The organism is Paenibacillus spongiae, assembly GCF_024734895.1.
GTDB classification, from domain to species: domain Bacteria; phylum Bacillota; class Bacilli; order Paenibacillales; family Paenibacillaceae; genus Paenibacillus_Z; species Paenibacillus_Z spongiae.
This window is the reverse complement of sequence record NZ_CP091430.1, coordinates 3242234-3269196: the sequence shown is the minus strand read 5'-3', so window position 1 is coordinate 3269196 and position 26963 is coordinate 3242234. Positions and strand designations below refer to the sequence as shown.

At 49.7% G+C, this 26963-nt stretch carries 25 protein-coding genes; 6 read left to right on the top strand and 19 right to left on the bottom strand.

The window, feature by feature from the left end:
* The first annotated feature begins 53 nt into the window (after positions 1-53).
* Entirely contained in the window at positions 54-1619 is a 1566-nt protein-coding gene (gene spoVB / locus L1F29_RS14970; protein ID WP_258389099.1) for a stage V sporulation protein B, read from the top strand.
* Positions 1620-1754: 135 nt separating this feature from the next.
* Here spoVB and L1F29_RS14965 read toward each other — a convergent pair whose 3' ends face one another.
* Genes L1F29_RS14965 through L1F29_RS14955 form a run of 3 tightly spaced genes read right to left on the bottom strand, consistent with a single transcriptional unit; the run spans position 1755 to position 5125 of the window.
* Positions 1755-3275, bottom strand: a complete 1521-nt coding sequence (locus tag L1F29_RS14965) for a hypothetical protein (protein ID WP_258389098.1) — start codon at positions 3273-3275, stop codon at positions 1755-1757.
* Positions 3276-3294: 19 nt separating this feature from the next.
* The gene (locus tag L1F29_RS14960; RefSeq protein ID WP_258389097.1) at positions 3295-4206 is read right to left on the bottom strand and encodes a GNAT family N-acetyltransferase; all 912 of its coding nucleotides are present in this window, start codon (positions 4204-4206) and stop codon (positions 3295-3297) included.
* A gap of 58 nt (positions 4207-4264) precedes the next feature.
* Positions 4265-5125 carry a phytanoyl-CoA dioxygenase family protein gene (locus L1F29_RS14955; protein ID WP_258389096.1) on the bottom strand — a complete coding sequence of 287 codons (861 nt, stop codon included), beginning with the start codon at positions 5123-5125 and terminating at the stop codon, positions 4265-4267.
* A 170-nt stretch (positions 5126-5295) separates the two neighbouring features.
* Between L1F29_RS14955 and L1F29_RS14950 the strand changes: the two genes are divergently transcribed.
* On the top strand, positions 5296-6186 hold the full coding sequence (locus L1F29_RS14950) for an AraC family transcriptional regulator (RefSeq protein WP_258389095.1): 891 nt from the start codon (positions 5296-5298) through the stop codon (positions 6184-6186).
* Between the two features lie 124 nt (positions 6187-6310).
* Here the strand turns inward: L1F29_RS14950 and L1F29_RS14945 are convergent, their stop codons facing one another.
* From L1F29_RS14945 to L1F29_RS14905, 9 genes are all read right to left on the bottom strand, one after another.
* Positions 6311-7096 carry an endonuclease/exonuclease/phosphatase family protein gene (locus L1F29_RS14945; RefSeq protein WP_258389094.1) on the bottom strand — a complete coding sequence of 262 codons (786 nt, stop codon included), beginning with the start codon at positions 7094-7096 and terminating at the stop codon, positions 6311-6313.
* 230 nt (positions 7097-7326) lie between these two features.
* Complete coding sequence (locus L1F29_RS14940) at positions 7327-7911, bottom strand: effector binding domain-containing protein (protein ID WP_258389093.1); 585 nt, start codon at positions 7909-7911, stop codon at positions 7327-7329.
* Positions 7912-7924: 13 nt separating this feature from the next.
* The gene (locus tag L1F29_RS14935) at positions 7925-8878 is read right to left on the bottom strand and encodes a VOC family protein (RefSeq protein WP_258389092.1); all 954 of its coding nucleotides are present in this window, start codon (positions 8876-8878) and stop codon (positions 7925-7927) included.
* Positions 8879-8890: 12 nt separating this feature from the next.
* A complete protein-coding gene (locus L1F29_RS14930; protein ID WP_258389091.1) occupies positions 8891-10279 on the bottom strand; it encodes a helix-turn-helix domain-containing protein in 1389 nt (462 codons plus the stop codon).
* Between the two features lie 771 nt (positions 10280-11050).
* Positions 11051-11530 (bottom strand): GNAT family N-acetyltransferase, encoded by a 480-nt coding sequence (locus L1F29_RS14925; RefSeq protein ID WP_309252416.1) that lies wholly within the window; start codon positions 11528-11530, stop codon positions 11051-11053.
* Positions 11531-11616: 86 nt separating this feature from the next.
* Positions 11617-12630, bottom strand: coding sequence for a S66 family peptidase (locus L1F29_RS14920; protein ID WP_258389089.1), 1014 nt, complete (start codon positions 12628-12630; stop codon positions 11617-11619).
* 16 nt (positions 12631-12646) lie between these two features.
* Positions 12647-13123, bottom strand: coding sequence for a GNAT family N-acetyltransferase (locus L1F29_RS14915; RefSeq protein WP_258389088.1), 477 nt, complete (start codon positions 13121-13123; stop codon positions 12647-12649).
* A gap of 137 nt (positions 13124-13260) precedes the next feature.
* Positions 13261-14244, bottom strand: a complete 984-nt coding sequence (locus tag L1F29_RS14910; RefSeq protein ID WP_258389087.1) for a phosphotransferase enzyme family protein — start codon at positions 14242-14244, stop codon at positions 13261-13263.
* A gap of 335 nt (positions 14245-14579) precedes the next feature.
* Positions 14580-16043, bottom strand: a complete 1464-nt coding sequence (locus tag L1F29_RS14905; RefSeq protein ID WP_258389086.1) for a cellulase family glycosylhydrolase — start codon at positions 16041-16043, stop codon at positions 14580-14582.
* A 258-nt stretch (positions 16044-16301) separates the two neighbouring features.
* Here L1F29_RS14905 and L1F29_RS14900 point away from each other — a divergent pair, with 258 nt between their 5' ends.
* Positions 16302-17171 carry an AraC family transcriptional regulator gene (locus L1F29_RS14900; protein ID WP_258389085.1) on the top strand — a complete coding sequence of 290 codons (870 nt, stop codon included), beginning with the start codon at positions 16302-16304 and terminating at the stop codon, positions 17169-17171.
* Here the strand turns inward: L1F29_RS14900 and L1F29_RS14895 are convergent.
* The 5 genes from L1F29_RS14895 to L1F29_RS14875 all read right to left on the bottom strand — a co-directional run bounded on the left by L1F29_RS14895 (position 17168) and on the right by L1F29_RS14875 (position 20215).
* Positions 17168-17707, bottom strand: coding sequence for a phosphotransferase-like protein (locus L1F29_RS14895; protein WP_258389084.1), 540 nt, complete (start codon positions 17705-17707; stop codon positions 17168-17170). The genes L1F29_RS14900 and L1F29_RS14895 overlap by 4 nt on opposite strands.
* Positions 17708-17728: 21 nt before the next feature.
* A complete protein-coding gene (locus tag L1F29_RS14890) occupies positions 17729-18127 on the bottom strand; it encodes a VOC family protein (protein ID WP_258389083.1) in 399 nt (132 codons plus the stop codon).
* A 35-nt stretch (positions 18128-18162) separates the two neighbouring features.
* Positions 18163-18525 (bottom strand): VOC family protein, encoded by a 363-nt coding sequence (locus L1F29_RS14885; RefSeq protein WP_258389082.1) that lies wholly within the window; start codon positions 18523-18525, stop codon positions 18163-18165.
* A 26-nt stretch (positions 18526-18551) separates the two neighbouring features.
* Entirely contained in the window at positions 18552-19406 is an 855-nt protein-coding gene (locus L1F29_RS14880; protein WP_258389081.1) for a VOC family protein, read from the bottom strand.
* 233 nt (positions 19407-19639) lie between these two features.
* Positions 19640-20215: a histidine phosphatase family protein gene (locus L1F29_RS14875; protein ID WP_258389080.1), complete on the bottom strand. Its 576-nt coding sequence runs from the start codon at positions 20213-20215 to the stop codon at positions 19640-19642.
* A gap of 395 nt (positions 20216-20610) precedes the next feature.
* On the opposite strand from L1F29_RS14875, the gene L1F29_RS14870 reads away from it, so the two are divergent.
* A complete protein-coding gene (locus tag L1F29_RS14870) occupies positions 20611-22383 on the top strand; it encodes an ABC transporter ATP-binding protein (RefSeq protein ID WP_258389079.1) in 1773 nt (590 codons plus the stop codon).
* A gap of 99 nt (positions 22384-22482) precedes the next feature.
* Here L1F29_RS14870 and L1F29_RS14865 read toward each other — a convergent pair whose 3' ends face one another.
* On the bottom strand, positions 22483-23691 hold the full coding sequence (locus tag L1F29_RS14865) for a cellulase family glycosylhydrolase (RefSeq protein ID WP_258389078.1): 1209 nt from the start codon (positions 23689-23691) through the stop codon (positions 22483-22485).
* A gap of 286 nt (positions 23692-23977) precedes the next feature.
* Here L1F29_RS14865 and L1F29_RS14860 point away from each other — a divergent pair, with 286 nt between their 5' ends.
* Positions 23978-25015 carry a LacI family DNA-binding transcriptional regulator gene (locus L1F29_RS14860; protein ID WP_258389077.1) on the top strand — a complete coding sequence of 346 codons (1038 nt, stop codon included), beginning with the start codon at positions 23978-23980 and terminating at the stop codon, positions 25013-25015.
* A 97-nt stretch (positions 25016-25112) separates the two neighbouring features.
* Here L1F29_RS14860 and L1F29_RS14855 read toward each other — a convergent pair whose 3' ends face one another.
* Positions 25113-25769, bottom strand: a complete 657-nt coding sequence (locus L1F29_RS14855) for an AlkZ-related protein (RefSeq protein ID WP_258389076.1) — start codon at positions 25767-25769, stop codon at positions 25113-25115.
* A 179-nt stretch (positions 25770-25948) separates the two neighbouring features.
* Here L1F29_RS14855 and L1F29_RS14850 point away from each other — a divergent pair, with 179 nt between their 5' ends.
* Entirely contained in the window at positions 25949-26938 is a 990-nt protein-coding gene (locus L1F29_RS14850; RefSeq protein WP_258389075.1) for a cation diffusion facilitator family transporter, read from the top strand.
* Positions 26939-26963 lie beyond the last annotated feature (25 nt).

The window sequence follows — 26963 nt, the reverse complement described above, 5'->3', positions numbered from 1 at the left end:
TAATTGATTCATAGACGAGTATATATAAGCAAGAAAGCGAGTTGATAGATGATATGCAGAGGCAATCCTTTATCCGGGGAACGTTTATTCTGACGGGCGCGGCATTCATCAGCCGTATTCTTGGCTTCATCAATGGAATCATACTGGCCCGAATGCTGGGAACCGAGGGCATCGGTTTATTAATGATGGCTCAGCCTCTGATCCCGCTCGTGATCACGCTAACCTGTCTCGGATTGCCTGTCGCGATATCGAAATTAGTAGCTGAAGCCGAGGCGCAGGGGCATCCCCATAAGGTGAAACGGATTCTCGTCGTGTCCTTAACCGTTACGGCATCCTTAAGCCTGCTTCTGACCCTTCTCACTTTTATTGGCGCGAAGCTGATTTCCCATCACCTATTAACGGATCAGCGGGCCTATTACGCGATGCTGGCGATTACGCCGATTGCGCCGATCGTGGCTGTCTCTTCGGTGCTGAAAGGTTATTTTAGAGGAAGATTGAATATGAAGCCGCTAGCTTATTCGCAAGTCATTGAACAACTGCTTCGCATAGGCTTTATTATCGGACTTGTACATCTTCTACTCCCCTATGGAATAGAATACGCTGCAGCAGGGGCTATGGTCAGCAGTGTCATTGGAGAGGGATTTGCTTTGCTTTACTTGATATCCATGTTCAAGCTGTCCAGGGTAAAGAAGCCATCCGGCGACCGGCTGCTCACTCACCTCCACCAAGGGCGGAGGACATTCCTGGATTTGCTGCGAATCGGATTGCCTACCACAGGCAACGGCATCATCGATTCCATATACAGAGCATTCCAGCCCATATTGATTACGAAGAGTTTAATTATTTCCGGCTCAAGTGCTGTGATGGCGACTAAAACATATGGATTACTGGCTGGGTATACATTCCCTTTATTGTTCCTGCCCAGCTTTATTACCCAATCGATCTCGACCGCGTTGCTGCCGGCGATAAGCGAAGCCAAAGCCCAGAATAATCGTCTATTAATCCATCATCGGGTCGAACAAGCTCTCCGTATATCGCTTCTCGTCGGCGCTCCCAGTACGGTCATTCTGTTCGTATGGGCCGATCCTCTTACGACAATGCTATATCAGGCTCCCGAAGCGGGAAAGCTTCTGAGGCTGATCGCCCCTATATTTATCCTTCATTATTTTGAAGGTCCGCTGCATGCGGTTCTTCTCGGGATTGGCAAAGCCAAAACGACGATGGTTAATTTCATTCTATCGACGCTGATCAAGATCGGATGCATCGTCCTATTCGGGACGAAGCTCGGTATTGTCGGCGTTATTATGGGGATCAATATTGGCATTAGCTTATTGACGTTATTTAATTTCTATTCCGTGTCGCGCAGTATCGGGCTGTCAATCGAAATCCGCATGATCATGAAGGTCGCGCTATGTTCGTTATTAATGGCTGTCAGCGGACATTATGCATGGCTATACTTGCACGGATATGCCGCTATCCCCTACCTGTTTGCCATCGCGGGTTCGATTGCACTCTCGTTGCTCGTATATCTGGCAGGGCTGTTATGGACGGATGCGATGAACAAAGACGACTTCGGCAAGGTTCCCATTCTGCGCCGCATCTACCCGAAGCGTAGCTAGAACGTTCTGTTACTATAGATACAACACGTGAAGCAAGAATAATGGTTCCCGTACCGAATATATGGGCCGCCCTGTTCCCGGATTTAACCTCCAGCTTGAGAGGCAAGAAATCCGGAAACGACAGCGAATGTGAGTCTATTTGACCATTTGTCCTTCCCCCATCAAGGCTTGAATCGTTTCCGAGATATGATCGGCTAGTATTTGACCGCTATCGGGGCCTAAGTTATTGCTGGCCGGTACGGATCCATAGCCGCCTCCAGCCACGGATCTTGCACTCGGGAGATACGTCCCGGCTCCCGCCAGCTGGACGAGGAAGGTTTGCTTGGCGGCGCTGCGCACTTTGATCTGGCTTCCGAAATCCAGATACAGCTCATACGGAACCGTGGCGAACGCAACGTCGCCCAGCTGCAGCACATGAATTTCCGCAGGCAGCGTGCTGCATGTTTGCTGATGCTCATAGCGGCTAACAACATTCAAATACCAGTTTCGTCTGCGGTATGTATAGGTAGCCATCACGTACCAGCGGGCTACGTTGCGTAGCTCTGGCTGTTCTTCGAATTTGCGCAGCTCTTCCTCGTAGTCTCTCATCAATTTCCCGGCTTCCTGCTCGGCATGGCGGACATCCTCCTCACTCAGCTTGTTCGCCGGCAGGTCCAATTGGACGGAATGCAGCTGCATGGAAGGATTGGAATCGCGCGTAGATGCGATATAGGGAAGGATATCGCCGACGGCATCGGCGATTTGACAAGCGATCTCCTCACGCATCGTCTTTCCCTTAAGCGTAAGCATCCGCTCATATGCGGCGCGGTCGAGCAGCTGATGAGGCGACAAATCGCCCGCGGCGCTGCACTGCGGCAGTATATATAAATTCTCGCCGAAGCGGCTGCGAAGCTGCTCCCGGGTCTCGCACCACCAGTCCGCACTAACTTCATATAAGTGCTCGCTTGCTTGCGATGGGCAAGGAATATTAATAATCAGACCGGTTAGCTGTCCTTCCGAATCATACGTCGCCATCAGATTTATGCTGTGGTCCTCATAGCCTTCGATGTGGCGGAATGGACTGTTGATGGACGCATCCAGGTTATACATGATCGAATTGCCATCCGCATCAACCCAGCGGCGGTTGCGGCAGATGACGGCATTTCCCCAGCCATATGCAACCGCTCCCGGCGCCCGTGATCCCCAAGCCTGCATAACTGCATCTACAATTCGGCCAATGGCAAACTCGTTATATTCTTCGATCGGCATATGCTCGATGTCAACCCCGGAGCCTTTATTGACCATATGATCGGCGGTCTCGGAAGAGGTTCGGATTTCCGGCGCCGTATGGGTGTGAGTTGCATGGATAATGACTTTCAACGGGTTTAACCCGCATGCATGCTCCGATACCCGAGCCCGGACCGCATCGCGAAATTCATCCGGAATGGATACAAGGTCGCAGCAGACAAAGACAGCATGCTCTCCGCCAGATTCGATGGCCCATGCTGTTACGGAGAGCGGATCCAGAACGCCTTCGGACAGCCTCATATGAAACTGGCCGGCAAGCTGTACAGGCTGGTCAGGGGTAATATCCGCTTGCGCCCATCCTTGCCGAAACGCCGTCGCCTTCCCTTTATCAACGCTTACTTCAAGTTCGTGCTTCGTGTTGTTGTCCACCTATAACGCCCCCGATTTGTTATTTGGATTGAAAGTCCAGAACCATCAAATGTTCGGCGAAGACGGTCTGGAAGCCCGCCTCGCGTAATGCATCCATAGCTGCGTCATTGCTCTCTCTCAAATAATGAACCCTGCGCAGGTATGGACCTGACAGCGGCGTGAACACTTCATTGAGCAGATGACGCACGATGTCGCGGCGGTCGCTTCGCTGCGGATCCGCTTCGCATTGCGTCAGCTCTACGCATTCTATTGTTCCATCCGCGCGGATGCTTTTTCGATAGATGACATACCCCACCGTCACGCCTCTATGGTCCAGCACGACAGAAGCTTCCCGGCCTTCCGCATTGAACCATTCCGTCGTCCAAGAATGCCCCGTGTCCGGATAGAATGCCAGACTTCCGGTACTATCGGGCGTAACCGGGACGGTCCGGTAATCCGCGCTGTGAGACCGCATGAAAGGCATGCTGGTGAATGCCCCCTCCCTGCTCATGATCTGAAGTGTCTCTCGGATCCGGAAGCCTACGCCGAGATAAGAACGGATGGCGCGTTCATTATCGGTACGCGTTTCCAGCGATAACGAGTCCGCACCCGCCGCTTTCGTTCTGCGGATCGCTTCCTGCAGCAGCACTTTGCTCAGCGATAGCCCGCGGAATGCCGGATTCACGCCCGTGCCGCCGTTCCATGCCAGCCTGCGACCGCCCGCATGCGCCATACCGATCATGACGAATCCGGCGGGAACGCCTTCGATATAGGCCGCTACCGAAAGCTCCGGCTGAATATTCAATTTGCCTAGTCTATGATTCATCGTCTCGATCGAGAGGGTCATATCATTAAAATATTCCTTAAAACCGGTGTTCCACTGCTCCGTTATTTCACGGATCGTACAGTCACCGAGCGAGTGAATTTCCAGCTGCTTCAGTCGTTCATCCATCTATAGATTCACCTCAATCATACGTGATAAATGTAAGCGCATACTTCCTTCCGATCATTCAATCCCCGCTGCTGATCCATCCCCGGTTGATGCCCCAGTATTGTTCAACCAACGGCTCGACTTCGTCAGCGCTCGATTCAATAAACCGCTGTGCCGATTCCGGCAGCGGCCAGACCTGTTCCGGCTTATAGCTCGACTTGCGGAAACTCATGCCGCAGCTCAATCTGGTCATGGAACCGCGATGCGGATAGACCCCATGGTACGTTCGTTCCGCGAAGATTATCAGATCCCCAGGATCCGCGACCACCGGCATTGCTCCAGGTACATCCTCCATATTGTCATGCGCTCTCGGCTGGGTGCCCAACTTATGAAACGAGCTTCTATTGACGGTAAACGTGAAGCCTTCCGGCGCCTCCCAATTCTCCGTATGGGAATCGGGTATGATGGCCAGCCCCCCGCGCATAGCATCGATCCCGTTCAGGTAGAACCACATGGAGGAAGCGCCTGAATTGTTAAGAATCGCGTCCGCTCCGAAGGGATGCTTCACCGGCGACCAATCGGTATGCCACCCCATCGGACCGGCGCCAGGCTTCTTATAGATAGCAGCGGTACGGTTTAAAGTTATCGGCTCGTGGTTATGAAGCTCACGGGCGATGCGCATAAAAGGCTCGAAAGTCATGAGCGTGGCAAACACGGGCGAGACTTCGATGAATTGGATCGATACGAACGTGGCCTCATTCGAGGATTTGGCTTGGTCATCCAGGATGCGGCGCACCTCGGCCTTTAACATCTCTACCATTCCCGGCGGCAGCAGGTTCTTGACAATGGCGAATCCATGCTGCTCGTTGCAGGCCCGAATCTCGGACAGCTCATCCTGGTGAAACTCATAACGGTAAGGTAGAATGGATGTGTTGTTCATGTTCAAAACCCCTTTCTGTGCGTTTGGATTACTCCCATATTACGGTCATTCGAGGACCGAAACAATAACAGTAATGTCCATTTTATTCCCGGAAACGGCTATATGATTAATCTAAGGAACCATGGATCCATCCGATATTCTATAATGAATTCATGTAGGAAGGTGATCCAATGAATATCATACAAACCGTTGAAGCCATCCATATCTCCCATGAGACGCATCCGGACACCGGGGTCGCCCTCATTCCGTGGACGCTTGCGACCATTCCGGAAATCCCCCATTGGCACCATGCCTTGGAGATCTGTTATTGCCTTTCCGGGCGTGGAGTCTTCTATTTTAAAGACGCGCAATACGATATCACCCCGGGCGACCTCGTAATTGTAAACAACGTAGAGCGGCACACATCCAAATCCTATTGGGGGGAGACGTGCTCCAATTTATTCCTATTCATTCACCCGTCGACGCTGGAGCAAACCGACTTCAATCTGCTTCGTCCTTTCTTCTTCGACCGCAATCAGTTCAGCCATCGAATCGCGGCGGACCTGCCGGTTGCCCGTCAAATCGGATTGCTGATCGAGGAGATGCAGGATGAGTTGGCCAGGCAGCAGCCGGCATACGGCCAAATCGTAAAAAGTATGCTGCTCCACATCTGTTCCTTGCTGCTGCGGCATTACTACGTTGAGAGCGATGCGGCATGGCGTAATATGTATAACAAATATACGATGCTTAAATCGGGCCTGTCCTATATTCAATCTCACTATCACGAGAACATTAATCTGGATGATGTCGCAAAGGCGATGTCTCTCAGCTCCTCCAGAGCGCGTCATCTATTCACGGAAGTGATGGGTGAAGGCTATAAAACCTACTTAACCCAGTTCCGGGTGCAAGCTGCCCAACGATTGCTGTCACAAACGGAGCTGTCCATTACCGAAGTATACGAGCAATGCGGGTTTCAAAGCTCCTCTTCCTTTTACCGGGATTTTCATCGCATTACAAACCTGACGCCGCTGCAGTATTCCAAGAAATATCGTCACAACAAAGGTGAAGAGCTTCCCCTATAGGCTTAACCGCAATCCATATCTTTTAATTTCAAACCTGCACTAATATAAAGAAGAACCATGACCGATCTTTCAGCGAATGAAAGATGATCATGGTTCTCTTATTGAACGAAGCTATGCCCCAGTATTACGTCAGGGTTGCGGTTGCTGCGATGGAATAGTGATCGGATGGATACTTGCCGTGACGCTGCTCGCGATCCACAACGACTTCGGACAGCTCGACATCTCCTGCGGAGAAAATAAAGTCGATCGGCTGTCCCTCCCTGCCGCCTTCGAACGCATGAAACGTGCAGCCGACAGGCTCGTTCAAGAGCGAGTATGCATCGTTAAATTGTTCTTGAAGCAGTTGAATGGCGATATTGTCCGGATGGGCGTTGAAATCTCCCATCAGCAGAGAAGGAAGCTCCTCTTGTTCGCGAATTTGGCGGATACGGTCCATAATCAGCTTGGCGCTTTCTTCACGAGCCTCTTGTCCCATATGATCAAAGTGAGTGTTGAAGGCATAGAAGCGGGTTCCGGGCTGCTGCTTCAATTCGAAGCAAACCCACGTGCAAATTCTTGGCAAGCTGCTGTCCCAGCTCTTGCTTCCGGGCAACTCAGGCGTCTCGGATAACCAATATTGTCCATGCTTAACAGGGGTAAGTTCATCATGCTTATAAAAGATTGCGCAGCACTCATCATGCGGGGCTTGGCCGCTGTCCAAGCCCAGCCGGCCTTCGCCGATTCGGCTGTATGCAGGCATGAAACCGTCCATGTCCTGCAGCATTCCATACGAGCCCTCTTGCGTTCCAAGCAATGTCGGATTCGACTCTTGAATCAGATCCGAGACAGCTTGCAGACGGTGAGGCCAGGCGTTATCGCCGTCGCTCGTAACATTGATGCGCAAATTCAGGGTCATTACTGTTATTTTCATTCCGGGTAATCTCCTTAAATATGTAGTGATGTTCATACTGGCTCGCACGCAGACTATTAGCCTGGATAGTTGAAATACGAACCGGTATGCACCTCTTTACCAATTCAATTATTATAAACGGCTTCGGTATCAGAAACAAGAAACCCTTGCGATGGTTGAGACGTCGCTCCCCCCCGGATAGACATCATGCTAATGTGCCGTAGTGCGGCTGTGGTCCCATATCCCCAATCTTACTGAGAAGAATCCGCCGATTGAATCGGAAGCGAATATCGGGCGAAGCCCTCACCCTCATAGTTATAACGCTCACAGATGATGTACTTCCGGTCATTCGCGTCAACTTGCAGGCCTTGCTCGTGAATATATTGATCGACGGCACTGCTGGCCGCATCGAAGTCGCCGTTCTTATTGGACACGACCACGCATCTCTGCGGAGGCAGCGTCGTCTTGAAGTACCATTCGGGAATCTCGTCGAAGGATCCGACCTCCACGCATAGGATATAAGCATGCAGGTCCGATTGCTGCTGCGACGGAGCCTGGGGCCATATGCCGAACTGCAAGGAAGGATTCTTCACGGACGGAAGATGCTTCGTAGAGGATAACAGCGCTTCCTTCGCATGCTGGTATTTTCCGCCCATATCATTCAAGCTGATACAAGGGATGCCGATTAATTTTAACTCTTGATGTTCAACGATAAACGGAATCATATCTTCTGACACCATGGCGCGCTCCTCGCTTTTCGATTTCTGTTGAATCCAATTCAATACTTGAGGAACTCGGTTCGGGCGGTAACCTGTTCGCTTCACTTGATGTCCCACCTGCATGCCCCCCTTAGTATCCGCTGTACCTGCGGTCTTGATTGACCCAGATGTAGTGGCCGTCAGGTGTGTAAAATTTAAGATAACCGCCGCATCCGGTAAATTCGAGTTCTTCCTTCACAAGCCCGCCGCTTGCGGTCACAATCTCCTTCAACGCCCCGATATTCTTCGAGTGCAGCTCCAGTGCATGCTTGGGAAGACCGTCCAGCATCCAGTGCATAAGCTGGGGGTGATTCGTGTCCGCGGCTTGAACCAATCGAATCATCGGCTGATTCACTTCGCCGCTCTTCACTTTCATATCGATCGCATCCGCATGAGAGAGGACTCTTTCGAACCCGAGTGCCTGTTCGAAGAATGCGGCTGTATGCTGCGGATCCATAACATGCATCTGAACATGGCGGAATCCGGTAATATTGGATTCGATCCGGGCATTCAGCTCGGAGTCCGTCCGTTCATAAGCCCCGATAAGATGGCCATCCGGATCGAAGAAGGACATGTATCCGTATGATGGAGCCGTTGCGATCTCGACCCCTTCTTGCATCAGACGTTCGTAAAGCTGAGCCAGATCTTTGACATAGAAGGCTGCATACGCTTCCATAACCTCATTTACTCTTCCATGCAGATGCCTGAATTCGGAACTCGGGGTTTCCAGTATATGGAGGCCCGGCCCGATTCGGGGTATCGTCTGGATGAAGGCATGATTCTCGACCGGCCGCTCCGGATATTCCAGCTGCAGCCCTAGAACGTCAACATAGAAGATAACGGATCGCTTGAGGTTTCGGGTTGGCAGCTGCACCAGCGTCATGAGATCGATACCGGTCTCGAGTCCGTTCGATAGGCTTGTCGTCGGCAGCTGTATAGGATTGGACGAGACTTCATTGCTGCCCGCGATTACTTTGAAAGCTTTCGTGATATGCTGAGGCTTGAAGTTATCTTCGCTTAATTGTCCGGCCGGCTTGTTTAACATGCAGCACTCTCCTTATTTGACAGGAATATAAACTTTCACGATGGTGTCCCGCTCCACATTCATGCCGTCGAAGGTGTGATATTCTGCGAACCATTGCCGCGTGCCATCCAGCTCATAGGTATCATTCGTTGCGATCCAGCGGTGCATCTGATCCAGAACGCCCGATAACAAACCATATGTCTTAGACACGCAGCAGGCATAAATTCCGGAGCCGAATCGCTTCCTATTCAACCTCTCGGCTTCCAGCAGATCGGATTCACGAGCGAGTAGGCCGTTCTCCCACCAATATTCATCGGAATCACTGCAACCGTAATGAAAGGACATGTAATACTTCCCTTGTCCTGCCAGCCTGCCTGAATCAGAGGCGTTCGTGAACCACTCTATCAATTGCCGTTCGGCAGACGCTTGAGCCATAGCGCCGTACCCACGGGAGAAGAACGCCTGCATGTCCGGCAGCTCTACGACCTCAATCGGTTCGTTGCGATACTTGCGTTGTACGGGCAAGAACAGATTCATTCTCGTAATTTTGCCATTGTATGCGATGAATTCCTCGATATAGGGATGCGTCCCGATCTCGAAGGTGCTCTTGGGAAGCCATTCGGAGAGCAGCCGATCCCATCCGTCCTGGACGACCTCCGGCGGAGATGCTGCAATCTTCCTTACTGCATACAGTCCGCCAGGGAAAGGTTCTTCCGTAAATGTCCCCTCTCTGGTCCATTCTTCTCCATCCGCCAAATGAGCGATTAACACCCGATAGCCGAACCGGGGCTCTCCATCTTCATCCGGAAGATCGACATTCGTTCCGAAGATCCGCAGCTTGGGCTTCGATCCTCTCATCTTCTCATGCAGCCCGAGCTTCTCAAATACTATCCGGTAGGCTTCGTGCTCCATCCCGGCTTCCTGCTTGGAGACGTGCAGATAGGCATGCATCTTATCGGGCAGCAGCCGGATCACCTTAACATCCGGGAACAGCTCCGTTTGTTCTCTGTCCTCCAAGTAGACGACTCGCTCGTGAAGACGGATCGGTTCGAAGCTGTAGAAGAAGTCGGCATTTCGATAAGCGGCTGGCGTCACGCCTACGATTTTCTTGAATACTTTGGCGAATGAATGATAGGACTCAAACCCGCTGCACCACGCCAGTTCCTCGACGGATTGGTTGGAGTTCCGCAGATGGTTGGCCGCGACGCTCATTCTTCTCTTGCGGATGTACTCCTTGACCGGATGTCCGGTAAGTGCATAGAACACGCGGTATAACTGAGCGACCGAAATATACGCTTCATCTGCAATGGCAGAGAGATCCATCTCTTCCTCAAGGTGGTCCTCGATATAGTCGATCGCTCTTTGCACGGATTCAATGCCGCTCATTCGTTCACCCAATTCCCATGAAGTCTTGCTTTTCATTATAGCAGCGAATCCTACGCCGGCTGTGTTCAAAATTCTCAGATATGAGCATGACTATGTGTGAATAGATTCCATAACCCTCTCGATGCTAGATATGAAAGAATACACTTCGATTGTGTCTCGTACGGCACGATCCCTTACGGACATGGAATCCGTTATTTGTGACAACACCTTATAGGGACGAACCATCCGGACATCAGATCCGCTATTCGCACCAAATGACCGCATTCCCTCCGATAATCGCATGAATAACGTCTCTGGTGTCCGCAACCTCTCTAATTCGGCTCGGTTTTCAACAATAACGTCTCTGGTGACCGTTACAAGTCCAGCCCACCTACATTACACGGTACACGGACATGGAATCCGTTATTTGTGACAAACACTCTGTACATCTTCAACACCATCAACATCCATACATCTTCAGCGCTCGCAGCAGATAGCATGCATGGTAAACCGGCAACAGCAACTCGGCGCAATAGAAAAGATAGCATGCAAGGTAATTCCGGCAACAGCAGTTGGTCGGAAAAATACGCAAGCTCCTCCTGCTAAGCTCCAGCAAATCCATGCAATCGTACGGACGTCTGTCTGTGCAGCATGCTGTGTTGGTTCAATATATATTGTTGTACATGCTTTCGCTATAGTTACATTTATATTACCATAATTGGAACTTTAAAGGATGTTCTTTTAATTACTTCACTACCGTCCCACGACAAAGGACGCAAGCTACGAGATCGTAATTTGCGTCCTTTGCAATGTTCTGAACTTAGAATATCACGGCCGGTTCAAATAATAATAGATCAGCTCTTCTCTAAGCTCGCGCTCCCGTTGAAATCCAAGCTGCTTCATGAGTCGTATGGACCGCTCATTCGCCGGTTCGACCGTAGCGTCAATCACATCCAGCTTCATGATTGTAAACCCGTATTCAATAACGGCTTGCATGGCTTCACTCATGAGCCCTTTGCCCCAATGATGTTTGGTCAAGTCGAATCCGATCTCTGCCATAAACGAATGATCCGTATCCCTCAAATAATGAAATCCGCAAGTGCCCAAGAAGGATTGATTCTGCTTGTCATAGAGCCCCCATCGACAGCCAGCATCCTCCAGATGATACCGGATAATCTCTTCAGCTTCCTTCCGACTCTTGCACGGTTCAATATCCATATATTTCGTTACCTCATGATCCGAGAAGTGTCGATATACCTCCTCAGCGTCCTCCAACGTGAGAAGCCTAAGGCTTATTCGTTCTGTCACCAATGAAGGGAATTCATATAGACTAGTGTTCAATCTAGAACCCGCCTCGCTTCATACATTAATAGGAATTGACTTCTGATTTTTTACTATAAAAATCGCTGCGTAATTGTTCCTTTACCGTCCTCCACATGAACTTCGGCATATGCGCCGTTAATCAATGTAATTTGCGGAGGAACATGACCGCAATCGATGTCATAGACGATGGGGACCTTCAGCTCATCATACAGATCCCGATAGACATCTTCTGCCGTATAGCCATCAACGGGATGGTTAGCAGAACTTCTGCCGATTAGAATGCCTGCGCAATGCTCGAACCACCCGGCCAGCTTCATCTGAACGAACGATCTGCGCAAGTCCGTGGTGGATAGCTCGCAATTCTCGAAATACCAGACGATCGGGTCCCCGTCGATGTATTGCTTCATGAAGCCGCGCACATCACCGTAAGGCGTTCCGACCAGATGCCGGATTACATCCACGCATCCGCCAAGCAGCCGGCCGCTCATGCTAACGTTCTGTTCGGAGATGGTGCGCCAGCTGGTTTCCTCCGTTAGATGGAAGATGCAGGGCGATGGATTATGAAACTGCCATTCCTTCTGGTACTTCGCTGAGGAATGCTGTTCGATCGATCCGCCGGCTTCCGTTGCCAACACCTTCTGCCACATGGCTGTCGTATCATCCTGATCTTCTCCCCGCATATCAATGAGGTTTGCTCCATGCGCCGTAGCTATCCCCGTTTGTAAGGTGATTGCGAACAGCAGCACACTGGTATCCGAGTATCCCATGATCCATTTCGCGCTCATATGTTCAAAATCCAGTTCTTCTAATATCTCGATCAATAACTCCCCGCCCCACGGTGGAATAATGAGCCCGATCTCATCGTCCCGCATCATGCGATTGAACTCGGCTGCGCGCTTCTTGGCCGGCGACGATTTGGCTTTGCTATGCGTCCAGACCGTATCGCCGCAAGTGATCCCAAATCCCTTGCTCTCCATGCGGCTGCAGGCAAGCTTTAGCAGCGGGTGCAATTCATCCGATAATCCGGATGAGGGGGCTGTTATACCTATCGTTGCTCCTTTTGTTAACAATGGGTATCGGATCATACGCACTTCTCCTCTTTTATACGGACTTAAACTCCTGCACGGTTTTCGTATCTTCTACCTTATCAATGAACTTGCCATCCGTAAACGATGAAATGACGGACCGCCAGAAAGTTTGCGCCGGAAAGTTTCTCTCCACTTGATCCACGCGCCACCTGCCAGGGAATAAATGAAATATCTTGAGCGCCGCTTGTTTACCGATACCTTGTCGGCGATATTTGCGAACGATGAAAAACTCGGCAATGGTATGAATCGGATCCTCATCCGAAGAAATGGTTCTCACCAGGACAAATCCGGCAAGCTTACCCGACACTTGGATTAGAAATGGATGCCGGCCCGGTTCTATCCAATACAAATCCAGATACGGATAGCCATATAAGCCATTCTCATCTAAGTCGATATCCAGAAATTCCGTGAAATCATGCGTATATAATTCAAGCATTCGTTGAATGAGTATTTTGTCCTTCGGCTGAGCCCGGTAAATATCCATGAACATGTGCAGCCCTCCTATCAACCTGTAAATACATAAATTACGCAGGCGCATAAGCGCATATCGAAGCTCGCTCTACGTTTAAACATTCAGGAACAAGCTGCCAACGGCAGCCTGTTTATCCTTATGAAATCAGCAAAGAATTACAGCTTTGTTCCAAATACCAAGGCGTCTTCCTTCAGTCCCGTCACCCATCTTTCGCGCAGCCGAAGCATCCATTCGGGTTCATGCTCCCATTGTTCGGCTGAGGATCGGATCAAGCGGGCATATCCATATAATGCGGCAAATCGCTTGCACGCGGGCATTATGGCTCGCATATCGTCCGCTATCTCGTATTCCGTGCGATATCCATCCATGAAGCATTGCTTCTTAAGCTCATATTGTTCCACGGGAATGCAGTCCTGCAGACTATCCAATGCCTGCACGATATCCATTCCGTACCAGTGATACATGGCATCGTCGAAGTCAATCACATTACAGCTGCGGGATTCTTCATCATAGAACACATTGTCGTATTCAAAATCATAATGGATCAGTCCATAATTAAGCGTCGTGACCGGAACGGTTGCGAAATAGTCTTGCAGCAGCCGGGCTTCCCTAATCGCCCCTTCTTGATGAGGAAACGCGATCATCGTATCTTGAATCCACTTTAATACATCGCTATAGGACCATCTCTTGTATTTGCCGGGTTCGTAACGACTGGATAGCGAATGCAGCTTCCCCAAGGCTTGCCCGTGGCTGAATACGATCGAATCGCTAAAGTCCGTATCGTTCATCTGTACACCGGTTACACGTTTAAATACGGTTGCATAGTATGCCCCCCACGGCGTCTCGGCTTCAACCAATTCAGTTCCCTTCTTGGATAATACCGGTTCCAATGCGCCATACCGGTTCGCTCGCAGATATGCAGTAAAGTCGAGTTCGGCTAAAATGTGTTCTCTCACTTTCTCCGCAGCCGGTGTAAACCGCAGCAGCTCGGTCTTTCCTTGACATTGGAACGGATACACCGCATTCGAGGATATGCGATAATATTGAAATAAGTCTAGCGATTCCGGATCGTACTCCCAATTGCCCAACAGCATCTCGGCTAAATCGGTATTATTAAAAAGATATTTCAGCTTCAACATTGACATGCAGCTCCTCTACGGGTGGTGTAGGTCTATTTTTGCGCGCAAAAAGACCGCAAGGCTATGCGCCTGCGGTCCATAATCTAACGGGAGAATAGGTTTGCATGGCAAACAAAATCCTCCTACAGGAATGATAAGCAGTGATATCCTATTGAAGTGACAGACTCGGCAAGCCTGCCAGCGGTATTCAGTTCATGATCACCTTAACAGTAACAGTCGCAGTAATAGCCCGGCGTTTCATGCCAATCACCCCTTCACAAGAAGATATATTACATGCTACATCAGATTATATCTGGAAGCAATCTCCAAAATAACTATAATGGTTTTTGACCCATCTATGCGATCAGCGTAAGGCGAACAAGCACGTCGTGCTGAAACTCAGGCAGATCAAGAACAAGGTCACCGCCCCTTACCGTCACAGCCGGGGAATACAACCCTGATACCGGTGAATAGAAGACCGCAGAATACTCGCTCTGAGGCAGCGCTAAGGCAAGTTTACCCCCTCGAACCGGTTCGCCGGTCCCCTCATTCAATTCGCGTTCGTCCGCCAAGTAGATGGCAATGTCTTTGCCTTCAACACCGAATACGATTTCCAATACATGTTCGGGAGCTCGTGTAACAAGGGAGCTTAACGGACGAGCGTTCAAGAGATCGATAGAATGAACGAAGGCCGAAAGGTTGCGCATCCACGAGCGGAGATGCTGCTGCGACTGAGGCGTTCCTGTCGGACAATAATTGATGATGGAGAAATCAATAACATCGTAATGAGCGCCGCTGAGCAGCGCAGTCCATGCGCGCTTGCGGTGAATCGTCCAGCCATCCGGATCCTTGTACTGGCTGGCAATGTTGTCCTCATCCATATTCAGAGGCTTACGTTCGCCGTAAACCGCCAAGCAGTAGTCGCGAAACGGACGCAGTTTGAGCTGCTTGGACATAAACTCACCCATATGATAGGCTTTGCCGTCATAAGTCGTATTGGGCAGCGGATGAATATTTACGGTATCAAACAATTCTCCGCGGAAGGAAAGATCCGACGATTGCTCCCAAGGGGTATATGTAAACGCCTCCTGCCCCACGATGAGATGCTTGTTCGGCAGTCTTGCCTCCGTATCGCGGATTGTTCGCGCAATCTCGGCTTGCCACTCGTTAACCTCGGACGGCGCGGGATTACGGGCATCGGCGGCGACAGCCCCGCCAGGCTCGTTGCAAATCTCATAAATCAAATTATCGTATTTGTTTGTCTCCTCAACGATCTTGCGGACATGGTCAAGCTGCCTTCTGCGTAATTGGGGATGCCGCAATGACATATAATCCGGCCATTCGATCTCCTCCGTACCGTTGGTATTGTTTTTCGCGTTTAGCGGATTTAATGCCCATACATCCGGCCCGTAAGTGTTGCTCAGCAGGACAAGCTCCACGACGATGCCATATTCGGCCGCCATCGACATAAACCCGTGCAAGCGTTCGAAGAATTCCGGGTTCCATTGATCGAGATCGTAAAGGGGCTGCCCATCCAAAGCCTTTCCTTGGCCGCTCCGAGCGAAAGGCGCGATATAATCGGGGGATTCCGGCTTGCAGGTCGAGTAAGGATTCATCGCGCTCTGCAATTCGCGGAACAGCACAAACAGCCGGGTCAACGTTTGCTGCTTGTCATAGGCATCCTTCAAGTAGCTCGCATAATCGAACGGGCGATTCATAACCGCGCCGTAATGCTCCGTTGCACAGAGCAATACGAGCGGCTTGCCGCGAAATTCAAACAATTTTGGATTGTCCGGATGAATTCGTATAGGCGTAGACATAATGGCGGTTGCTCCTCTCGTCTTCGTTTAATCGATGCGTTCGAGCACGCACGAACGCCCGTCCTGGATACGTCCCGTCCGACATGTCGCGTCCACTCAGCGCAATGCCGGCTGGCGCTGCATCATACGGACGCTCAACCGTAATTGTAGTTTAACTTCCACGTGATATACTTCTATTGTATTGCGTATTCTTGCATTGTCATGTACATCATCTTACCTTAAATCTACGAAATATGACTTTATTGGAGGCCGGTTCATATGAAGACCCGATACCACTTCGATAATATCGAGGAGCCTGTCATGATACCGTTTACACCTCTGCCCGTCTCCAGTAAACTGCCCTATCAGTTATGCACGATCGGGTATGTGCATTTTGCCCAAGATTTCTACACCCAACGGGAAGGACAACAAAACTACCAGATCATCCATACGGATGCAGGCAGCGGATTGCTGACGTATAAAGGGAAACGATACACGCTCGAGAAAAATCACGTTATTCTGATCGACTGCAACGAACAACATCACTACTGCACAGGTCCGGCTGGAGAATGGAAGTACCGTTTCCTGCATATCAATGGAGGCGGTTGCCCGGCTTTCTACGATACGATCAATCAGAGCGGCTTGACGCCCGTATTGCTGGCCCATTCATCTGAATTTAACTACTGTTTTCAAAAAATATTGGCTTATGTGGAAGAAGGCGATCTTCGAAGCGACCTGGTCATCCCCGTCCACATTATGCGCATTCTGACCGAGCTTGCCTTGAATCGGAACAACCAGCATACCCGCAAGTCGGAATATCATCGTCAGGTCATTGATGACGCCGTTCGATTCATGGAAAATCAAATAGGCCGCGCTGATTTCAGCGTCACGGAAATCGCGCGGCATGCGGGGTTCAATGAAAATTACTTCTCCCGTTTGTTTAAACGGATGACTGGAACGTCGGCGCAGGAATACTTGATCCGTCTTCGAATCGATCGTTCCAAGCACCTGCTGAAGAAGTCTGCGAAGCCGGTCTCTGAAGTCGCCTTCGAAGTCGGATTCGAGAACGTAAACGTCTATATCCGGGATTTCAAGAAGCTGACGGGCGTCACGCCACTGAAATATCGGTTATATGCGGAAGGTGTCTAAATTCTGGCTTCATCTAGTCGCTTCACAATTTCTTGAACGGTTTCGTCCGGCGTCCAAGCTGAAGAATCCAGCCACAATCCGATTGGAGGCGTCTCATTGCGAAGCACATCGTTCAAGGCCGTCACCGTCCAGGAACCATAGCCTTTCTTGGTACGGTTCGCTTCCCTCTCGGCTACGGCAGCCGTATTCGGGCATAGAACGACGACATAGAAAGGCCGGCTATGGATGAAGGACACAAAATCATTCAGCATCTTACCGATCACAACGTCCTGAACAACGACCGTAAATCCGGCCTTACAGTACGTATCTGCAGCTTGGGCGGCTAATTGGTACCGTAACCGCAATTGTTCGAGCACATGATCTTCTGCATCAGGCTCTACTTCTTTGCGATTATTGACAATCATTCTCCGGAACAGGTCTCCGCGTAAATGGACGGATTGCTCGAACCGCTCAGAAAGCAATTGTGCTACTGTCGATTTGCCGCTCGCCATGATCCCTGTAACGAGAATAATAATGCCTGTGCCATCCGTTAACATAATCAACCTCCTGTTGGTGCTTTAATAAACGTCTGCACCTTCTCTGATCGGCCCCCCGAAGCAAAGTCTGTACCCGTAAAGGTCCTCAATCAATAGATCCCGCATATTGTAATCCATATTCATCGGTCCGAATATAACGTTGGCGCCCTTCTTCCTCAGCTCCTCGTAGATTGCGTCGACATCCTCAACCCATATATAAGTGTCCAGCACCACGTCTATATGAGAATTCGGCCGAACCGCTCCTACGGACCGGTTCTCTTTGAACAGAAAATGAACGCCGTCCCGTCTTACAAAGTCGCCATCGATGGTGAATCCCAGCACGTCCCTGTAATATTGCTGAGCTTCTGACAAATCCTTCACTACCAGCACTTGCGATGCGTACTTCAAGTGATTATGAATCAGAGCAACGGGTTCTTTCACGAAAAGACACCTCCGGACGTAGTAAGAAGAGTGAATTACACTTGAATCACGCTGATCATATTGCCGTTCACATCGGTCAAATCAAACCGTTTGGGCTCGCCATGTCTTAAATCCGAGACGGTAACGCCTCGATCCAGTAATCGAGTTCGAATCTGTTCAACGTCCTGCACCACGAAATTGAACGGCGTATATTGATTGATCGGCTGGAAATCAGGGATTTGCACCAGATGGAATCCGCAATTCGGAGCAATGGCAAGCCCGCCCATTCTTTCGTTCTTCCAGCGTAATTCAAATCCGAATACCTCCTGATACCACGTCAACGATTCTTGAAGGTCTCGCACAGGCAGGAAAACAGCATCGATACGTTCAACGAATTTCTCTATGACTTGTCCACTCACACTTAACACCGCCCTCGCATGATCATTTAACAATGACTGACGTCGAACCGATTGCCATCCGGATCATAGACGTGGAAGAACACTCTTCCGCGCTCGACGTATCCGCCCATCTCCGAAACAAGGTTCCCGCTGTCTTTCAGAAATTGATAGTAATTAAAGAATGCCTCTCGATCCGCTATAAAGCTCCGTGTCCGGAACAATCCGTCGAGCGGGCCATGATCGGACCAGTCCGGATCTTCCTCCAATAACCATACGGATCGGCCGTCTGTGCTGTAGTTAATTCCTAAGGTCATCACACAGCATGCATCATTCGATCGGCCGGGCTCTTCTTGCATACCCAAATATTGTTTATACCACGCAATGGCGTGCTGCAGATTCTTGACCCTGATCCGCGTTACATCCGCGTCGGCGAAGGAATCATTCTCCAATGTCGCATCTTCAATGGCCGTTAGCCATGTACCGGAATCCATGAACCGGAAATCCGCCGCTTCTCTGCCTTCGGGATCGGTATAGACAGCGGAAGTCTCCACGCCTATCCGCTGCAGTTCGTCAAGCTTCTGCCGCAAGCTGCGGACACGCCAATACCAATGAACCGTCGTATCGACAGGCTCGCGGCCCGCCGCAGGCGCAGGCGTTCCGTCTGCGGCCCTGCCGGATTCAATCCACAGTCCCCATCCCATATGAGTCATCTTCCCCTCGACTGCATCGGGACCGGGTGTCCAATTCTCTTGCCGTACAACGGTCACCCCCATCACGTGCCGGCACCAGGCGATCGCTTCTTCATGCCGTTCGAGCGTGACATTAATCGTACCCCCATCGAAAAGTATGGCAGGGATAGGATAGGTGTCTGTTTGTTCGACTTTACTAAGGAAACCGTTCATAGCTTGCCTCCTTCTTGTTTATCGAAACTTCAGAATCCGATTGGGCCATTCATCACCAGAATACCGCACATACGTTCTCTTTTCAAGAAATATTTTCCACATACGAGTTCAGAGACTTCCCGCTTCACACGGCCTGACTATTGTATCGGATTGAGAGCAATACTTCCCACTCGTTTATCATAAAAAGGCCGCCCTCCAGCAGAGAAGTGACCTATAGCTTGTAGCTATTATTGTCAAGCGAGATGCTTGGCACAATTAAACAACTCACACTTCCATTCGATACCATTGTAATGGATGGCCGTTATGGAGGTATTATGAAAATGCACCTCGATATTCACCGAAGCGATTAAACGCTTCACGGTTAAGCCGATCAGCGCTCCATGGCTAACGACAAGAATGCTCTTTCCCCGGAAGGCTTCTGCGATCTCTGCGATGAACGATGTCCCCCTTGCTGCTGCGGACTGTTCATCCTCCATCCCGAGGGGCATCTTCTCCCAGTGCTCTCCCCACCTCGTTACGCGTTCTTCCAAAGTGGTTCCCTCTGTCTCGCCTTTATGGATTTCTCTTAGCCGCGGATCTGTATGTATCGATACTCCGAGCGCCGCAGCGACAATATCGGCCGTTTCCTTCGCCCGCGACAGGTCACTGGAAAAAATAACGTCCCACTGCTCATTCTTCAATCGTTCTGACAATGCATGTGCTTGTATACGGCCAGCGGCATTAAGCGGTATATCGCTCTGGCCTTGGGCTCTTCTCTCGGCATTCCAATCTGTCGTTCCGTGCCGCACAAATCCAATTCTCGTTGTCATTCAGCTGCTCCATTCAAGTTAAGTAATGAATTCTGATGAAATGCATAAACAGCATCTTGCGCGCAATAACCTCCCATATATTGGTTTCCCGCTCTATTTATTCTAATCCAGAAATTGCTCCCCGTACATAGAATAGACACTATTTGCCCGGCGCTGATACAAAATCGTTATAACTGAAGTTTACCAGTCCCAATAAGTCTTCTATTCGAGACAGAAACGGTAACCAAATGGTAAAATAATGACAATCGCACCTTCCATTGCAAGCTTCGGATGCGATTCATAAAACTTCAGAAATGGGTGTTGAGAATGAGAAAAACAATTGAACTCCAAACTCGAAATGAATATTGGAGGGCTACGATCGTATAACCCTCCTTACCAATGGAGGAGAGCTTATTTTGAAATCCAGAACCAAGAAGTTTTTTTCTTATTACAAGCCTTATTTAGGCTTGTTAACTGCAGACCTCGCCTGCGCGTTTATTGTATCGGCCGTTACATTGGCGCTTCCGCTATGCATCAGATACATTACGGTCAATGTATTAGAGGAAAACAGTTCCGATTCGTTAAGTCAAATCTACATGATGGGCGCCGTCATGCTTGCGCTGGTTATCATTCATACCATCTTCAATATGTTTATTTCCTATCAGGGGCATATGATGGGGGCTAAGATGGAAGGCGACATGCGAAGCGAAATGTTTGATCATTATCAGAAGCTTTCGTTTCGTTTTTACGATGGACAAAAAACAGGCCAGTTAATGACGCGGACCACGAATGATATATTCGGGCTTACCGAATTATTTCATCACGGACCCGAGGATATCGTTATATCCGTCCTGAAGTTCGCCGGCGCATTCGGGATTCTATTCTATATTGACGCGAAGCTTGCCTTAATCGTGCTTCTTTTTCTGCCTATCATGGCTGTTTACGCGTTTTATTATAATAACAAAATGAATGCTGCGCTAAGAAGAAGCAAAGACCGGATCGGCGATATTAATGCGCAGGTTGAAGACACGCTATCGGGCATCAGGGTTGTACAGTCGTTCGCAAACGAAGAGATCGAAAAGAAGAAGTTCGCCTACGAAAACAATCGTTTTGTTCAAAGCCGGAGAGAAGGCTATAAGAGCGAGACCCTCTTTCATGAAGGTTTGATCGCGTTCACGCAGCTCATCACCATAGCCGTGATCGTCTTTGGCGGCGCCGCGATCGTGAATGCTTCGATGGATCTTGCAGATCTGCTCACGTTCTTCTTATGCATCGGAATTCTGATTGAGCCGATTCAGCGGTTAGTCAATTTTGCAAGGCTATATCAGGAAGGGATCACCGGATTCGACCGGTTTATGGATATTTTGGAGGTTGAGCCGGATATCCAAGACACGCCGGGCGCAATAGAACTGAAGCACGTTCACGGTCATGTGGAATTTATCGATGCAAGCTTCAGGTACAATGTTAACGACGACGCTGTCCTCAAGAACGTATCTCTTCATATTAAAGCCGGGGAATACGTCGCATTGGTGGGGCCTTCAGGTATCGGCAAATCAACCCTATGTTCGTTGATCCCCCGATTTTATGAACTAAACGAAGGGGCCATTCTTCTTGATGGCAGGAATATTAAAGAGATTAGCTTACGTTCATTAAGGCGGAACATAGGCTTCGTTCAGCAGGATGTCTACTTGTTCGCCGGAACCGTCTCGGACAATATCCGCTACGGCAAGATGGACGCAACCATGGATGAAATCGTCGAAGCAGCCAAAAAGGCCAATGCGCATGATTTTATCATGGAACTGCCGGACGGATACGATACGGATATCGGTCAACGCGGCGTGAAATTATCCGGAGGCCAGAAACAACGGCTGAGCATTGCGCGCGTTTTCTTAAAGAACCCGCCTATCATTATTTTTGATGAAGCGACAAGCTCTTTGGATAACGAAAGTGAAAAGGCTGTCCAAGATTCATTGGAGACATTGACTCACAACCGCACGACACTCGTCATCGCGCACCGTTTATCCACCGTGCGAAATGCGCACCGAATTATTGTGCTGGCCGACAACGGAGTTGATGAGCAAGGAACGCATGATGAATTGCTTGCAATGAACGGCACCTACGCGAACTTATACAACATGCAGCTTATAAATGTTAACACGCTGGAACACCCTGCCGTAGTGAAGGATTAGTGTGCCCGGGCGGCAGCACGAAAAAATCGTCCTCAAGACGAATGTCTTGAAGACGATTTTTTTTCTTTTCATTCGTGATGTACGTATCTCGTACCCCTCTTAATCATCATCGCTCATCGATTCATTGATCTCTTGAATCCGATCCAGCTGATAGGATCTTTCGTTCGTAGTCGTAATCGTGTTGGTCGGCTGATTGGACAAATCGAACACCCACACAGCCGACAGAGGAACGCGGGCATCGTCGATGGCTGTAATCAGCCTTTCGAAGTTTTGTTTCGCCACTTCGTGTCCTTGGTCTTCGCCTGCACCGAATTCGCCTACAAACAATGGCTTCTTCGCTTTCTTCGAAATCTTCATCAACTTCTCCAGCAGCTCTTCCACGGGTACGGTTCTGGCGAAGCGCCGTTCTTCCTTATCATAAATATGGACGCTGATCGTATCCATCGGATCCGGATTGTCTTTATTCAGCATCTCGGCGAATTGCTCCTCTGTATCCTGATCCCATGTCAAATGCTGCTCTTGATTCCACTCGGAAGCCCGCGGAATGCTGTTGCCGGATATGATGATCCGGTCAGGATCATATTTGCGCACTTCCTTGGCGAATTCCGTAAACGCGATGCGTATCATGGAATGCGTCAATTCATCCTCTTGGGTTCGGAAGGTTGGAGTGCCAAGCTCCGGGATGACCGGCGGACGCCAATCGCTGGCATTCGGCAGATCGGAGGATAAATTGTATTCATTGCCGAATTCCCAGCCCCAGATAGCCGGCGAATCCTTGTAACGCGTGACGACTTCGCGCACATACGTCTTCATGAATTGATGAAGATTGCTTTCAGGCATCCCCCAACGGTTCATCGGATCACCGGCCAAATCCGCGGCGGCGAACGACCAGAAGAAGGACGGGATCAGTCCGACATTGTTGTCTTCCGCAGCTTTGACGACATCATCGAGTATTTCAAAATAACGTTGCTTATCTTCGTTATACAGCTTCCATTGAACCGGCCAATATCCGCCCACTGAGAAACGCGCGAATGGAATGCCGTATTCTCCCAGCGCCTCGAACCCCTCGCGGTAGCTGGTGTTGTTGTTATCATCCAATCCCCGTATGAAAGCATCGAAGAAATTGACGCCGATTCCTCTATACGGTTTGCCGTCTTTAATCAATTTCCCGCCTTTATTCACCTGCAAGCCCAGCTGCTGCTTCTTGCCTGGCTTGTCGGGCATGCCTGCCGCTGCATTGCTGACGCCTTGTGCGAAAATTACCATGACAAGTGCGGATGCGAGCGCGAACATCATCATTTTTCTCATTATTCTATTTCCTCCTTAACAATGCTTTGCTTGAGGTCTGACTGATTCCACGATTCCAACCCATGTACCCTTGTTCAGACTGCGTAGAATTAATGAACGCACCGCCCCCTCAGTTAATATTTAAGTTAATTAAGTTAATTTAATTAACTTCTATTCGGAAATATTTTATTTGTATAACCTGATTTTGTCAATCGAATTATAGCGTTCATACATGGCCGACGTTGATTAATTTTAATCTGAATGTTAACATGGATGAATATGATCACCAATAATGAAGGGGTTCGAGATGAAGAAAAAAGTCACGCTGCGGGATTTATCGGAGAAGCTCGGACTTTCGACAGCGGCCGTATCGAAGGCGCTGCGCGGGCATCAAGGCGTCAGCGAAGCAACGCGCAAGCTTGTGTTCGAAACCGCTCATGCAATGAAGTATCGCGGCATACCGGAAGCGGAGAGCGCCGCGCAGACTGCTCCCTGTTCGTTCATCATCGTAGACCGCCGGGAATTAACGGAGCCTCATACGATGTCCACTTATTTTTTTATAACGAATGCGATGAAAGCGCATGGCTTGGAGGTTGCTATTCATGGCGTTCCAATGGACGGGGGCGACCGTGCGATCTTCGACTCCATTGCACGGGAGAACCCGATGGCTCTCTTCTTATTCGGGAGATTCTCGCAGAAATTTGCCGAAGAGCTGAAGGATACCGGCAAGACCACCGTTGTCATCGATTACGATTACCCCGCATTGAATGTCGATGTCGTTCTTCCCAACGATTATCAAGGCGCTTTTACGGCGGTGCAACACTTGGTCCATGCCGGCCATCATCGAATCGGCTATATCGGCGACAAGCGATTGTCTCCTGGTTTTCACGACCGGCACAAGGGCTTTATCGACGCATTGGAATATTGGGGGCTGGAGGCCAATTCCAAGCATATCTACGATATGAGATTCAAGGATGCATTCGGGAATATTGACTTCAGTCCGATCGTAACCCAGATCGATTATGACGATTTGCCGACCGCCTTCTTCTGTGCGAATGATCCGATCGCCTACATCTTGAACAACAGCTTGAACGCACGCGGCTTCAAGACGCCTGACGATATATCGATGGTCGGCTTCGACAATCTCGATTCATCCCAGTGGCAGTATCCTCCGCTTACTTCGGTCAATTACCCGCGTGAGCACATTGCCAAGAAAGCGGTTGAGCTGATGCTGTGGCGTCAAGACGATCGCGAATCCCCCTGCAACAAAATATTGGTCCAGCCGGCTCTTGTGGTCAGGCAGTCGGTGACAACGCCGAGGAAGAAGAGGCAACTCTCTAAATGAAGAAGAGGACAGCTTGTGCGGCTGTCCTCTTCTTTGTTTTTTTTCATAACCGATACTCGATAGAAGCATGGAGTCTCATCCAAAGATGATTGCATCGTTACAGCTGCATTTTCTTGGCGAAATATTTATATGCAGGACCCGAACACGTCTTGGTTAATTTCTCTCGCAGCTGCTCCTTGGCCTCTTCAATAGTAAGAGAACGTCCGCTGCCTGGTATGGATTTCATCCAATCGTCCGATAATTCATAGCACATGCTGCTCCAGCCGGATTCATTGTCGCTTTCTTGCGAGCCGGTTATGACGACATCCCCTTGATTTTGGAGCTCGATCAGAGCCCTGTCATATTCTTTCTTGCTTTCTTTCGTATCTAACCCCGCTTGTTTCCGCAATTGACGCGAATCCACGTTCCCTTGCTCCCGCAATATTTTATAAATCCGATATGCGGAAGCTGATAGCAGGCCATCCTGATACCGTTCTTCAACCGTACGGTCGGAAGCCAGAATCGTCTTGACGACCGGGAAGAAATCAACATGAATAAACGATGCTTTCGTGCCAAAAAATTTGCCGTATGCCGCAGCGCCATCTTGAACGATCCGGATTCTCCATAGCCATGGATCAGTATCTGTTCCTGTGTGCCAATTATTATGCGATGCTGCGGTTGTAAGCGCCGGATATTCAGGTACAAAATCCGAGAACGGCAGAATGCCGGATTGCGTTACCAAATCAACAAATTCCCGATAATCCAACTGACTCAATATAGTTCCTCCTTCTACCGAAACGTATCGTGATCTTCTCTATCTAATCTAGCAAAATCGATTTGATCTGAATAGATGTTGAATTTCGACATGGGGTACATAATGAACATTGATTGTTCTATTTTTATCATGATAAAATGAACAGGAAAAAATTTCCGCATGGAGGTCGTTCAACGTACATGGAAGCCGCACCGAAGAAAGAATCGTTTATTAGCTTACTCAAGAAAGGAAACACCTCATCCGCCGCCGCGGCGATCGGAAACACCTTTCTCTCGATCCTGAAAGGCATCGCCTACTTCGTCACCGGCAACGGTGCCATGTTTGCCTCCATGATGCACTCCTTTGCAGATGCGGTCAACCAAGGCTTTGTATTTGCGGGAAGCGTACTGGCGGAAAAGAAGCCGACTCGCAAGTTTCCGACCGGATTCGGCCGGGTTATCAATATCTTCTGTATGATTGCCGTCCTCGTCGTTACGATCATGGCCTACGAAACGATTCTGGAGGGACTGCACCTCATCGCGCATCCTGCGGAATCGAGCGATGGCTTCTGGTTGAATCTGATCGTCCTGCTCGCCTCGGTTGCGGTAGACGGCATCATTTTGTTCAAAGCGATGAAGGAAGTCGTTCATGAATCAAGAGCGGCAGCATCGGGAATCGGAATCATTCCATCCGCTTTCCGGAATATCGGGCGCGCCGCCCCTCCAACCAGATTGGTTTTCTATGAAGATCTTGTAGCCACGACCGGCGCTTTACTGGCCTTAATTGCCGTTGTATTCACCGCTCTTACCGATTTCAAGCTGCTTGACGGCATTGTTTCATTGCTGATCGGCTCCCTTATGTTTGTTGTCGCCTTCAGAGTCGGTTACGATAACATGGTCGGGCTTATCGGCGTAGCTGCCCCGCAAGACGTTGAAGATAAAGTGGCGGCAGTAATCATGTCCGATCCTTTCGTAACCGATATCTATCAGATGCGCGTACTGCAAGAAGGGCGTTATTACCATATTGAAGGATTGGTCGAGCTGAAGAAAGGACTGTCGCTCGCGGATGCGGACGATATCAAGTTTAAGCTGCGCGATCGTCTGTTGCAGGATCCGGATATCACGGATGTCACGCTTGGGATCATTGAAGATAACGGAGTCAAGAATTGGAATCCCGCTTCAAAATCATAAAGAGGCACAACGAAGGAGCTGTCTG